Annotated in this window: 10 protein-coding genes; 1 reads left to right on the top strand and 9 read right to left on the bottom strand. The window is 64.8% G+C overall.

Annotated features, from left to right (window positions below):
• The first annotated feature begins 393 nt into the window (after positions 1-393).
• Positions 394-2,325, top strand: coding sequence for an AMP-dependent synthetase/ligase (locus BVC93_RS22005; protein WP_083739318.1), 1,932 nt, complete (start codon positions 394-396; stop codon positions 2,323-2,325).
• 59 nt (positions 2,326-2,384) lie between these two features.
• Here BVC93_RS22005 and BVC93_RS22010 read toward each other — a convergent pair whose 3' ends face one another.
• The 9 genes from BVC93_RS22010 to BVC93_RS22050 all read right to left on the bottom strand — a co-directional run bounded on the left by BVC93_RS22010 (position 2,385) and on the right by BVC93_RS22050 (position 12,450).
• Positions 2,385-3,848 carry an MmgE/PrpD family protein gene (locus BVC93_RS22010; RefSeq protein ID WP_083739319.1) on the bottom strand — a complete coding sequence of 488 codons (1,464 nt, stop codon included), beginning with the start codon at positions 3,846-3,848 and terminating at the stop codon, positions 2,385-2,387.
• Positions 3,832-4,356, bottom strand: a complete 525-nt coding sequence (locus BVC93_RS22015) for a flavin reductase family protein (protein WP_083739320.1) — start codon at positions 4,354-4,356, stop codon at positions 3,832-3,834. The genes BVC93_RS22010 and BVC93_RS22015 overlap by 17 nt, the downstream gene beginning before the upstream one ends.
• 63 nt (positions 4,357-4,419) lie before the next feature.
• Entirely contained in the window at positions 4,420-5,202 is a 783-nt protein-coding gene (locus BVC93_RS22020) for a creatininase family protein (protein WP_236950068.1), read from the bottom strand.
• A gap of 136 nt (positions 5,203-5,338) precedes the next feature.
• Positions 5,339-6,130, bottom strand: coding sequence for an enoyl-CoA hydratase/isomerase family protein (locus BVC93_RS22025; RefSeq protein ID WP_083739321.1), 792 nt, complete (start codon positions 6,128-6,130; stop codon positions 5,339-5,341).
• Complete coding sequence (locus BVC93_RS22030; RefSeq protein ID WP_083739322.1) at positions 6,127-6,984, bottom strand: enoyl-CoA hydratase-related protein; 858 nt, start codon at positions 6,982-6,984, stop codon at positions 6,127-6,129. The genes BVC93_RS22025 and BVC93_RS22030 overlap by 4 nt, the downstream gene beginning before the upstream one ends.
• Positions 6,985-7,030: 46 nt before the next feature.
• A complete protein-coding gene (locus BVC93_RS22035) occupies positions 7,031-8,179 on the bottom strand; it encodes an LLM class flavin-dependent oxidoreductase (protein ID WP_236950069.1) in 1,149 nt (382 codons plus the stop codon).
• Between the two features lie 306 nt (positions 8,180-8,485).
• Entirely contained in the window at positions 8,486-9,922 is a 1,437-nt protein-coding gene (locus tag BVC93_RS22040; RefSeq protein ID WP_083739323.1) for an MFS transporter, read from the bottom strand.
• Positions 9,923-10,660: 738 nt separating this feature from the next.
• Positions 10,661-11,347: a helix-turn-helix domain-containing protein gene (locus BVC93_RS22045; RefSeq protein WP_192860061.1), complete on the bottom strand. Its 687-nt coding sequence runs from the start codon at positions 11,345-11,347 to the stop codon at positions 10,661-10,663.
• Positions 11,344-12,450 carry a substrate-binding domain-containing protein gene (locus BVC93_RS22050; protein WP_192860062.1) on the bottom strand — a complete coding sequence of 369 codons (1,107 nt, stop codon included), beginning with the start codon at positions 12,448-12,450 and terminating at the stop codon, positions 11,344-11,346. The genes BVC93_RS22045 and BVC93_RS22050 overlap by 4 nt, the downstream gene beginning before the upstream one ends.
• Between the last annotated feature and the right edge of the window lie 190 nt (positions 12,451-12,640).

Genomic DNA, 12,640 nt, shown 5'->3' on the forward strand with positions numbered 1-12,640 from the left:
CACGATCCGCAGCGGGAAAGAGGCGCCTGCGCGTGCGGTCACTGGGTCACGATTGCTGCCTGAGCAGCCCCTATTTTCTTCCAAACTTGCACTGATCCTGTTTCGAGACTGATGATTGACAAAGCGCATCCGGCCACTCTACGTTAATATGTGTTCACATCGCAGGCTTCTGCCCGCCGGAGTCCGCTGATGTCCGGCGATACCCGCCGCGAACAAGTCCGTGACCCCCGAAATTCGGAATGCCTGTGCGATGTGGCCGGCATTCTGGGCCCATCGGACGAAGATACGCAATGAAGCGAATGCCCTGAACCGTGAAAAGCCGGCGGATGACGACAGACGACTGTGCGGTTCTCCGGCGGTGAATTGAACAACTCTGACTGAGGAACTGGACTGATGGGTAATGATGTCACGGCCATGCCGTCGGATGCCGATATCAGTGACGGGAGGCCGGTGCTGTCGACCTTGGCCGGTTTCGAGGCCGTCGATCGGACTTTTCCGCAGATGCTGTGCGAACGCGCCAGATTCGAGCCGGAAACCGTCGCGTTCCAGAGCTGGTCGGCCGGCGTGGTTCGGCAGACCACCTGGGGCGACTATCTCAACGAAGTTCGCGAGGTGGCACTGGGCCTGCACCGGCGGGGCATCGCAGCGGGTGACCGTGTGGCGATCCTGTCCGGAACCCGCCGCGAATGGGTGATAGCGGCCCAAGCGATCCTCAGTGTTGGCGCCATCCCGGTCGGTGTGCACCAGACCAGTTCCCTCTCGGAAGTCCGGCACGTGCTGGAGAACAGCAAGGCCACGGCAATGATCGTCGAAACCACCGACGATGCCGAGAAGCTGGCGGCGTTGGCTCCTGAGCTTGCTCATCTGCGGGTGGCCATCGGGCTCGACGTGCGCCCAGCCGCCCTGGCAGGGGAGGGCACGGTGCAGACGTGGGAGGAACTACGGGCCGGTGGCCGCGAGCAGGCTGCCGCGGAACCGACGCTCTTCGACAACATGGTGAACGCCGGTGACATCGATCAACCCGCGGGCCTGTTCTACACCTCCGGCTCAACAGGTGCGCCGAAGGGTGTCACGCACACCCACCGCACCCTCCAGTACTCGGTCCTCGGCTTCGCCATGTCTTACCCCGACCTCGGACGCACCCGCCACGATCTCGTGGGCTTTCTCGGATTGTCGCATGTCGCACCGGCTCTCATCGCCATCCACGTACCCATCATGACGCGACTGGTCATCACCCACTGCAGCATCGACGAACGCCTCGACGCCCTCATCGGTGTGCGGCCGACGGCCGTGCTCTGGCCGCCGCGAATGCACGAGAAGCTCGCCGCTGAGGCGCTGCAGGCACTCTCCGAGTCGGGACGGACGTTCCAGCTGAGTTACCGCGCGGCCATGGGAGTAGCACGTGCGGTCAGTGTTCGGCGCTGGCAGGGGCGCACGCTACCGTGGTACCTGGCGGCAGCGAACGCGCTGGCCCGCAAGACCGTGTTCACCCCACTGCTGGCCAAGGTGGGCATGGATCGCATCCGGGTGACCTGGACCGCATCGGGGAGCATGACCCCGGACGTAGCCGCACTCTGGCACATGTGGGGGCTTGACCTCCGAGAGCTCTTCGGCACCACCGAAACCTGCGGTTCGGTTCTGGCGCAATGGGATCGGTCGTTTCCCGAACCGGGCACCATCGGCAAGTGCCTCCCGGATCCTCGTTGGGCACTGAGGGTGTCCGAGCAGGGCGAGCTGCAACTGCGCACCCCCTCGCTGTTCGTGGGGTACTGGGAGAATCCCGAGGCATCCTCGGCGGCCATGTCGGACGGCTGGTACTGCACCGGCGATTTGGTCGAGCTGGACCCCGACGGCGAGGTGAAGATCCTCGGCCGGCTCAAGGATGTCTTGAAGACCAGTGGGGGCAAGATGGTCAACCCACAGCCGATCGAGGTGCGACTCAAAGCCAGCCCGCTCGTCGACGAGGCCGTGGTGGTTGGCGACGGACGAAAATACCTCTCGGTACTGCTGGGTCTGAGCTCAGACGCCGCCCAGCTTTCGGCCGGGGACCGCGACGCCGCGCTGACCGCGTGGCTCGATGAAGTGAACGCCGAGTTCTCACGGCCCTATCAGCTGAAGAAGTATCGTGTTCTGCCGCGCGAGCTGTCGGTCACCGCCGGCGAGCTCACCGCCAAGGGCACCATACGGCGGGCGGCCATCCTCGAAGCGTTCCGCGAGCTCATCGACGAGATGTACGACGCGGGGGAGCTTGAAGCGATTGCTCGCGAGGCGCGCTACGCCGCCAAGCCGAACCGGAGGCGAAGTCGCCTCGGTGGTGCGGATTGAGCTGCCGGCCGGGCTGCGGGGGAGTCAGCCCGGCCCTCGTGGGGCCAGCGATCGGATGGCTACCGGAAAACACCGTAGGTGGTGGGAGCTTCGTCCAGGATTCGACTGTCCACCAGTGGGTTCAGCATTCCCAGTGAACCTCGCTTGAGATCGTTCAGGCATGTCACGACGTCCAGAAAACGCTGCTGCTCGCGCCTGTCGATGACCCCCTCGGCGAGTTCGGTGAACTTCGCCACGTAGTCCTTGCGTTCGAATGGATGCACACCCGCCGGGTGTGCATCCGCTACTGCGAGCTCATCAACGATCACCTCGCCACTGGCCATGGTGACTTCGGCCCGGACGCCGAAGGGCGTTTTCACGGAATCGGTCGACGGCAGGTCGGCCGTGGCGATCTTTTGCCACAGCTCGACGGTGTCGGGGCGCTGGGCACGCTCTGCCGCGTACGACCGCTCGTGATGCCAGACGCCGTCCTGCAGCGCGACGGCGAACAAGTACACCACCGATTGGCTCAACGCATTTCGTGATACATCGGGCTCGAACTTGTGTGGATCAGCCGAGCCGGTGCCGACCACGAGATGAGCGTGATGACCGATGCGCAGCACAATGGACTCGATGTCGCCGAGGCGGCTGATCCGATCCCGCATCCGAAGAGCCAGATCGATCGGAGCCTGCCCGAGGTAGCCGGCGGAATGCTGGCGCGGGTAACTATCCAAGATGGCCCGCTTGGGTTCTCCCATCGCCGGCAGGGACACGTGCTCCGCAGGCCACAATGTGGAGTCGAGCTCGTCTTGGGCATCGTCTGCAGACAGGGTTGACGAGCCACCACGCATCGCGCGGTCGACGGCTTCGATCGCCAGTTTGCCGGTGTGGGCGGGTGTGTGACGGTGCCAGCCGGACCGGGATCGGCCGGGCAGCGCAGTCAGATGCGCGGCGTGGCCGATGGCGGCACGGATTGTCGGCGCGGGTAACCGCAGCAGGGTGCCCAGACCTGCAGCCACGGAGACACCCAGGTGTGCGTCGTGATCGAAAGTGCTGTGACGCTGTGACAATCCCCTGGCCAGGCTGATGTGCACTTCGTACGCGGTGGCGATACCGCGAATCACATCCGTGCCACGAAGTCCGGTGTGCTGGGCCACGGCCACAAGGGCGGGGATGGTGCCACTGGGATGTGCGTGGTGGCCGGCCAGGAAGGCGTCGTGAAACTCGAGATCGTGAGCGGCCACACCGTTGGCGAAGGCCGCCCACTCGGGCGAGAAGGTTCCGTCGATGCCGAAAATCGCTGCCCCCGGGGTGTTCCGGTGTGCGCGGGCCTGAGCGCGCGCGACCCCCACAAGGCGCCGGCCCACGGAGACGGCCGACACCGCGGCGTTGTCGATGAGGCGGTTGATCACCATGGCCTGGGTTTCGGCCGGAACCGCGACGGGGTCGGCGGCCACTTCGGCGATCCTCCAGCCCAGGTCGAGCTGGGTCACGTCGGCGGCGTCGGTGCGAGCGCGCACGCTCCGGTCACTTGTGGTGGTCATCAGCGAGCATGGTTCGGAATCGGCTGTCGTGGAAGATCAGTGGCGAGACAGTGGCGTCATCGGCAGCGCTGATCACTTCCAGTAGCACTACCTCGTGATCACCTGCTGTGATCGATGAGCTGATCCGGCAGTCGAGCCAGGCCGCCGCATCCGCGAGGAACACTCCCGAGGACTCGCTGGCAAACCAGGTGAGCCCGGCGAAACGATCACCGGTCTTTGCCGCCAGCTGTCGCGACAACTCGGCATGTCCTTCGGCGAGCACGGAGATTCCGACATGACCCCCTCGGGACAGTTGCGGCCATGTTGTCGAGGTGTGTTGCACGCAGATCGACACCAGGGCTGGTTCCATCGAGACAGGGGTGAATGACGTGGCGACGATGCCCACTGGTTGTCCGTCGCGCAGCGCACAGATCGCGGCCACGCCTGTCGGGTAGCGACCGTAGAGCCTGCGCAGTCGTGACATGTCGTGGCTGAGGTCACCGGAACTGATCCGGTTGAGGGTGTTCATCTGGCTTGCTCCTGAGAATGAACGCAGGGTGGTTGGGTTTGTTGAGGTAACTCCGCGACAACGCTATGGGTGTCGGCTCCGGACGTAATCGACGATCAGATCGGTGACCAACTCGAGGCAGGTAGTGCCGATCGCGGTATTGGCTCCATGAGGGTCGCCGAGAATTCCGTTGGGGGACAGTGCTTTGAGACCTTCGTCGAACACGCGCGCCAGGAATGCATCGTCGGTGTCGACGGAGAGCCCGGAGGCCAGCCGGTCCGGCCGCACCCGGTCGGGATGCAGCACGAGCATGACCGACGTCTCTGCAATGTCCGCGTGGCCACCGACGTGGTCGCGCAGTCCAGACGCCCCTGCGGCGTCGCGCCACGCGTCGAGGATCGCTTCACTACTGGGAAAGACGATCACCGACAGCGGTGCCAATATGGTGCTCAGGCGGTCCTCGAACTCACGCATCACGGAGTAGTTGCCGATGTGACCGGAGAACAGGACGAGTGTGTCGAAGCCCGAATCCACCAGGTGGGCACCGTAGTCCTCGCACAGTGCTTCCAGGGTCGAGGGTCGTAATGACAGTGTGCCCGCGAAGCCGAGATGGTGAGGGGAGTATCCGACTCGGATCGTCGGTAGAACCAGAGCATCCCCGAGTGCGTGGGCGATGCGGACGGCCAGTGCGTCGGCATGATCGGCGTCCATCGACAGGGGCAGATGGGGGCCGTGTTGTTCGACGGCGCCCAGCGGCAGGATCGCGGTGCGGGAACCACCGGCGACGGCCGCCGCCACCTCGTCGCTGGTCATCCGCTCGATCCGGACCTCACCGGCTGAGGCGCCCGCCGTACCTGCCTCACTCACGGTGGTACCGGGGCAGACGAGCTTGGCTCGAGACCTGATTCTGTTCGCGACTTTCGTACATCTGATCAACGACTGTCATCGCCACCGTCGTCTGCTTTCGTCCTCAGCGTTATTGATGTTGCCGGCCATCTGCCGGTCAGTGGCCACCCGAGACCCTTTCCCGTTTCCAGCCGGCCCGCAGCGCGGCGGCGACGGGATCTTCGAAGTAGTCCTGCGCGGCGCTGATGGTGGTGGCCAGTGACCGCTCGTCTCGGCCGCTGTCGGAATCGTTGACGCTTCGTTTCAGTGCCCGGTAGAGCACGGGCGCCTTGGCGCCTGCGGATCGGGCGGTCTCGATGGCGGACTCGAGCAAGGAGGTGGGGTTCTCGAGTCGTTCCACCAACCCGATGCCGACGGCTTTCTCGGCGGAGAAGAGGTCGCCGGACAACACCATGGATCGCACGGCGGGTGCGCCGAGCAGGCGCACCGCACGTTGTAGTCCCTTGTCCGCGGGCAGCAGACCGTGGTTGATCTCCGGGAATCCGAATGTGGCGTGCGGGGTCGCCAAGACCGTGTCGGCGAACAGCGCCAGTTCGAGTCCGCCACCGACACAGTGCCCGTTCACCGCGGCGATCAACGGCCGGGGGAAACGATCCAGAGCCACCAGCAGTGCGTGGAAGTCACGCATCCGTCCCTCGATCTCGGCGGTGCCCGTGCCCTCGAGCTCCTTGATGTCGCCACCGGCGGTGAAGAAGCGGGCTCCTGCACCGGTGAGAACCACCGGTGCAGGAGCATCATGGGCTGCCAGTTCGGTGAAGAACCTGCACAGACCGACGATCAGGCCGCGGTTGAGTGCATTCGCCGGCGGCCGGTCCATCGTGAGGACGAGGACGCCGTCCCGGTCGACCCAATTCGCCCCGGGGACCTCCGACAGAGACACCTCGGTCATGGTTGGCCGGCGGGTTCCGGGGCCGGCGCCGAAAGGTGGCCGTGAGCCGACGGGAAGCGGGTCGGGCGCTTCTCCCGGAACGCCTGGCGCGCCTCGAGATAGTCTGCGCCGGCGAAATTCAGCGTCTCCAGCGCGGCCGAGAGTTCCTGCTGGGGAAGATTGTTGGTGAGCCACCCGGTGTTCAGCGACCGTTTGGTCCACTGGATCGCCCGCTGCGAGCCCATCGCCAGATCGTCGGCGATCGACAACGCGCGCTCGAGCACCTTCTCCCTGGGCTCCACGAGGCTCACCAGCCCGATGCGTTCGGCTTCGATCCCGGTCAACCGAGCCGAGGTGAGCTGGTAGTACTTGGCTTTGGCCATGCCGACCAGCAGCGGCCAGATCAACGACGAGTGGTCGCCGGCAACCACACCGACGCGGGTGTGCCCGTCCATGAGCACCGCGTCCTCGGCGGCGATGCTGATGTCGGCCAGCAGGCCCAGTGACAGACCCCACCCGACTGCGGGGCCGTTGATCGCCGAGATCAGTGGTTTGTCCATGCTCAGCGTGGCCATGATGCGCCGGCGTTCGGTCTCCATGAGGACAATGGCGTCCTCGAGTGACGGATCGGGTTGAGCGACATCCATACCCGTGCAGAAACCGCGGCCGGCGCCGGTGACCACCACGACGCGGGTCTGCGGGTCGCGGTCGGCGTCGATCAGCAGGTCGCCCATCTGCTCGAACATCGGCATGGTGAGTGCGTTGAGGTGCTCGGGCCGGTTGAGGGTGATCAGCAGGACCCCGTTGGGTTTGCGTTCGATCAGGAACTCCCGGGGATACCGCGCGAAGACGTCGTCGCCGTTGCGGGCGCTCACCGGCCCTCACCCGCTCCGACACCGCTGATGGCCGGCTGCTTCTGGTTCATGTTCTCCTCGAATGCCTCTCGTTCGGCGTAATGGGCGGGGCGCGCGGCGCGGATGTCGGCCAGGATGGCCTCGGGGTACGCGCTATGCCGCGCGGGTTCTTGAACTTGGGGATCACGTACTTGCCGAAGAGTTCGATCGACTTCATCAGCTCCTTGTGCGGCAGACCGTCGATTCGCATCACCAGGGAGTCGACGCCGAGATCGGCGAATCGCTGAACCTGGGCGATGCAGTCATCCGGGTCGCCGACGATGAACCCGGACGACTCCTCGAACATGTACTGCTCGTCGCTGAAGTCGAGATGCTTCACCGCGCCCATGTACTGGTAATCGCTGGACAGCTTCGACAGTCGCTCGTAGGCGTCGGTGGACAACCCGACCGTCTCTTTGAGGCCGCGCGCCCAGCTGCGGGCTTCCTCTCGGGTTTCTGCGCAGTGCATGCCTCCGCCGATCGCCACCAGACGTTCGGCTTGGAGTGGATAGGTGTGCGTCGCCGAAGCCAGCGCCTCGTCGTAGATACGGATCATGTTCTCGACGAAATCGAAGCCCAAGTAGAAGCCACCCACGATCGCACCGACGCCGAGTTCGGCTGCAGCCCTGACGGATTCGGGACTGCCCGTCGCCATGTGGATGGGTGGATAGGGCGTCTGGATGCTTCTGGGCACAAGGCTGCGGGGCGGGATCTTGTAGTGTTCGCCGACGAAGGAAAACACCTCGTTGTGCAGCGCTCGGCGGATCACTTCGATGCCTTCGAGCTGCTGCGACTTGTTCTCGGCGGGCGAGACCTCGAACGCGCGCAGGGAGAGCGTTGTGTTTCCGCGCCCCACTCCCAGCTCGACACGACCATGAGACAGCAGGTCCTCGGTGGCGAGCCGCTCGGCGACACGAATGGCGTGGTTGATCCGCGTGGGAAGCAGGGTCACCAGGTGCACGAACCGGATCCGGCTGGTCAGCGCCATCAGATACGGATACAGAACCTCGGGTGCCGAGGTGGTGGCGGTGCCGATGGCCAGGTGCTGTTCGGAGGTGCCGAATGCGTCGAAGCCCACCTCCTCTGCCAGCAGTACTTCGTCGATCAATTCGCGGTAACGGTGCTCGTACGAAGCCCCAGGCGCTGTCTCGCCCTCACTCATGAATATGAATCGCATGGTCTTTGACCTCTCCTCACGGTGTGAATGCTCATTAACGTATGTCTGCCCAGACGAGCTGTCAAGGCGAGTCCGGAGACGTGACATAAAGGGCACTTGAAGGGTATGAACTAGCTCGTGAAACGGATGTGCGCCGAGTTGTCTCGGCCTCGGCAATAGTTAATGAAATAGCGATATTATTACCTTCCGCGAAGCGGATTCGAGAGCAGCAGGCGGCACCCCCATCGCAGTCGACACCGGGCTTGACCGTCATCTGACATGGAGCGTCGGCCCTGGGCGTGATCCAGGGCCGACGCAGCGGAGCTGCTACCGGGTTGAGGGTCGCGGGGTTCGGACTGCCAGGACGAGGGCCAAGGCAATGACGGCGAGTACACCGGAAAGCCCCCACGCAATCGCAAACCCACTCCACGGTGGAGGGGTGCCGACGGCAGCGCCGTCGACGGTGAGGACTGCGCCGGATACCTGGGCACCCACCGTCCCGGCTACCGCCTGGATGGCGAAGTTGAGGCCGTTGAACTCGGTCACCTTATCGGCGGGGACACCGGTGACCACGAGGTTCAGTGACTGGGTCATCGACACAGAGATGCCGAAGTTGATGAGCAGGGAGACGACGACGATGATCACGATGCTGCCCCGGTTCCCGGCCACGAGCATCAGAGCAGCACCGGCCAGGATCGAGATGGGAGCCAGTGCTGACGCGATGCGCGAGCCGAGCCTCCGGTCGAGTACGGAGATCAAGGGGGCGGACAACCCGATCATCATCGCGGAGACCAGGATGACGGAGGTGACGGTCGCCGTCTGGCCCAGACCGTAACCGGTGGACGCGGGCAGCTGTATCTGGATGGGCACGCTGATCAGAAACGCATTGATGCAGTAGCCGGCCAGAAACATCAGACCCGTTGCGGCCACCACGGTGAAGCTGCGCATGAGCCGCAGATCGATCAGCGGATCGACGACGGTGAGTTCGGTACGGACGAAGAGTGCGAACGCTGCCAGTCCAGCGGCGAAGAGCAGCAGCAGTTTCGGTGACAGCCAGCCCCAGCTGGGGGCGAAGGTCAGTGCCAGGAGTACGCATGCCAGTCCGAGCGCCAGCAGGACGCTGCCGACGGCATCGATGCGGGGTCGTGGTCCACCGGATTTCAGCGAACGCGGAACGAAGTGCCACACCGCGACCATGCACGCGGTGAGCGCGATGAAGGGCACCCAGAACAGCCAGCGGTAGGAGAGGTGGTCGGCGATCGGTCCGGCAATCATGGTTCCGACTGCTGTGCTGCCGAAGATCGCCCCGACAAGAAGGCCGTTCGCGGACTTCGTACGTACCTCGTTCTGAGTATCGCGGATGATCCCGATGGCCAGCGGGACAGTACTGAGGCCGACACCCTGCAACAGTTGACCGACGATGAGCATCTCGATGGACATCGACAGGGCGGACATCAGCGTCCCGATCGACACGATGGCCAGCACTGCGAGTAGTGCCCGGCGTTTGTCCCAGACTTCGCCGAGTCGGCTCACTATCGGCGTCGCGATGGTCCCGGTCAACAGCACGCCGGTGATCACCCAGGAGATCGTCGATCCGGGGACTTGGAATTGTTCCTGCAGGATGGGCAATGCCGGCGGTGTCACCGACTCGTTGAGGCCCTTGAACGCGGCGACGCATCCGATTACCGCAGCGAGGATTGCGCCTGCGCGTGCGCGTTGGTCAGCCGAGGTTGAAGGCGAGTCATGGGAGTTGCGCAGTGACATGGTGCTGCTCCGTTCTCAATCATGGGCGGATTGGCCAGGTCCGGGCTGTCGAGACGACCTGGTATAGGTGGTTCTTGGCGAACTGTTGAGGGTTGTCGATCCTGCGGTTTCGGGCCGATCCCGCTGCGACACCAACAGGCGGATTCGTCACGTCGAAGTGGGTCGGCCGCTCGAGGTGTCTGCGTCCTTGGCCTCCTGTGTCCACGGATCCGTTGTTGGGCTTGGTTGTCCGCTCGTGTCGCCCGCACCGTGACTCCTGGCCAACGCAGAGGTGCGCGCTGCGAAGCCGCGGCACGTCACCAAGAGTGCTGATCGACCGATCGGCTGCCACGGCTGATCCGGTTTGGAGTGTGACTGAGCATTAACGTAAGACTCGGGTGTGATGTTGTCAACAGTATGGTCACGGCCAGCTGGCCGCCGGGGTCCAGATCGATATTTCTGCCTGTGCAACAGCTTGTTTTGGGTTTCTACGTACCTGCGCACGCCCAATATCTCAATCCAGCCGCAAGTCGTTCTCGTTCCTAGTGTGTTAATAGCTGTTAACGTTGACTATCAACGGTCTCCGCATCCACTGCTGAGTTGTCGAGCCGGGCTGCTCACGCGGCGGCGGTGGGGTTCTCGGAGTTGGTGACGGCGCTGAGCAGCAGTGTGGCCACACCCGTCGGGCAGATCGGTGTCACACGGATTGCCGTTGCGGCGTAACGATATTCGCGCTCGACCCGGCTTCTCGGGGTTGTATCAGTAGATGTTGGCGGCCACGTGCAGAGCGCGACCGGCCTTGCGGGTGGTGGGCTCTGGCCAACGGTCAGGCACGTGCAGGACCAGCGCGTACCGGGTGCCCGCCACCGAACAGGCCAGCTGGTGCCCCATCGGGGACGTGGACTCGTAGACGTTGCGCCGCCGCGGTGCTCGCAGCTCCAGACAGCGCTGGATGTCCTCGTCGGTCAGTCCGAGGTGACCGGCAGCGGCCGAAACCGCCTCCGATGCTTCATCGGCGGACATCGAGGACAGTATGGCGGCGGCGCCGGCGCACATGCCGGCGCCGAATCGCTGGCCGGGGCGCGGCGTGAGCGGCAGCGGCAGCCGACCCAGATGCACGTCGACAAAGATCACCTGATTGCCGAACAGTCGAACCAGCGAGATGGTGTGTCCGTCGAGATCCGGTGCGGCGCAGGCACGAAACAGGTTGTGCGCTACAGCATCAGGATCGGACAGCTGTGACCACCGCGCGCCCGTGAGCAGACCGCCGTCGGTTCCGCGGGTGAGGAAGCCGACGTCCTCCAGGGTGCCGAGAAGGTCGGACACCGAACTCTTGGGCAAGCCGAGCATGCCGATCAGCGCAGTGGGGGTGCGGGCGGTCCCAGCCGAGACCGCATCGAGGACGCGGGCACCGCGGTGCACGGCCGGGGTGCGTGGTCCGGTCACCCCCACGGTTCGTACTTCGCGGCGTTGTTGACGTCGATCAACTGTGGAGTGATGTACCGCGACGGCCTCGTGACGCGTGCACCGCTGTGCAAGGCGATGCCGATGTCGATGGCCGCCCGCACCAGCGCCGGTGGGTCCTGGGTTGCGGTGGCGATGATGGGTCCGCCGGTGCGGATCTGCTCGACGGCGTTTCTGGCGCCGTCGACGCCGACGATCGGGACGTGGAGCTCACGATCACGCAGGACCTGCGAAATGCCCATGGCGATCTGGTCATTGGCGGCGAAGAAGCCGTCGATGCCGGCGTCGGAAGCCAAGATCTCCTCGGCGGCGCGCTGCCCCGACGCGGCGTCCAGTTCGCCCCGACTGGTGGCGGCCACCTCGATGGCGGGGTGCGCGGCGATCGCCGCGAGACAGCCGGCGATGCGGTCGGAGTTCGCGGTGATGGGAATGCCGCCGACGACAGCGATGCGGCCCCGCCCGCCCAACGCGCCGGCCAGTGCGGAGCCGGCAAGGAAGCCGGCCTTGGTGTTGTCGGTCGCCACTACCGCGTTGGCGCCGCTGACAGCCGAACCGATGGCCACCACCGGAATGCGGGCTGCGCCGGCTCGGGCGCAGGCCTCCTCCAGGCCCTCGGAGGCCACCGGTTCGATCAGGATCAGATCCAATCCGGCGTCGACGAAGTCGAGGATCTGCCGGGATTGGCGTGTTCTGTCCTCCTTGGCGGTATGGACGTGCAGGCGGGCGTCGAGGCGGTCGGCCTCGGCGTGCAGCGCCCCGATCTCGGAGAGGAAGAAGCTCTCGTCGATGGGGTAGCTGAACCCGATGTCGTGGATCGGCCAGCTCTGGGCGCGTGCGGTCGAGGCCAGCTCGAACACGCGCGAGCCCAACACGTAGGTGCCGTCCACGCCGCGGGCGAGTAACAGCTCGTCAGCCAGTGCGTGGCAGATGCCCATCACGCTGCTCTTCGGAAAGCCGGTCAGCTCGGTCAGTTCGGCGAGCGTCATCGGTCGGCCGGCGTCGGTGACCGTTTGCAGGACGGCGGCGGCGCGCGTCAGTGCGGGAACGCGTCCACCGCCCGACGACCAGTCGTGTACCACCGCCATTCGAGGAAGCGTAGTGGATTTGTTGCGTTCGACCACTGCAACTTTGGCGGGCGAGAACGGCGACCGAGGTTGTTGACAAGCCGGTGACGGCGTGCCTAGTGTGTGTTTCATCACTCGACGCGGAGTTCGATATATGAAACGGCGCGTTGAGTGTTCGCCTGCCCGGGGAGGTCTCGGGCGAGGTGCACGT

It is taken from the genome of Mycobacterium sp. MS1601 (assembly GCF_001984215.1).
In the GTDB taxonomy this organism is placed as follows: Bacteria; Actinomycetota; Actinomycetes; order Mycobacteriales; family Mycobacteriaceae; genus Mycobacterium.

What these genes read in the sequence shown, in the direction of transcription:
- BVC93_RS22050 (WP_192860062.1), bottom strand. Translation starts at nt 12,450, where the DNA reads ATGGCGGTGGTACACGACTGGTCGTCGGGCGGTGGACGCGTTCCCGCA.
- BVC93_RS22015 (WP_083739320.1), bottom strand. Translation starts at nt 4,356, where the DNA reads ATGAACACCCTCAACCGGATCAGTTCCGGTGACCTCAGCCACGACATG.
- BVC93_RS22035 (WP_236950069.1), bottom strand. Translation starts at nt 8,179, where the DNA reads ATGCGATTCATATTCATGAGTGAGGGCGAGACAGCGCCTGGGGCTTCG.
- BVC93_RS22005 (WP_083739318.1), top strand. Translation starts at nt 394, where the DNA reads ATGGGTAATGATGTCACGGCCATGCCGTCGGATGCCGATATCAGTGAC.
- BVC93_RS22040 (WP_083739323.1), bottom strand. Translation starts at nt 9,922, where the DNA reads ATGTCACTGCGCAACTCCCATGACTCGCCTTCAACCTCGGCTGACCAA.
- BVC93_RS22025 (WP_083739321.1), bottom strand. Translation starts at nt 6,130, where the DNA reads ATGACCGAGGTGTCTCTGTCGGAGGTCCCCGGGGCGAATTGGGTCGAC.
- BVC93_RS22010 (WP_083739319.1), bottom strand. Translation starts at nt 3,848, where the DNA reads ATGACCACCACAAGTGACCGGAGCGTGCGCGCTCGCACCGACGCCGCC.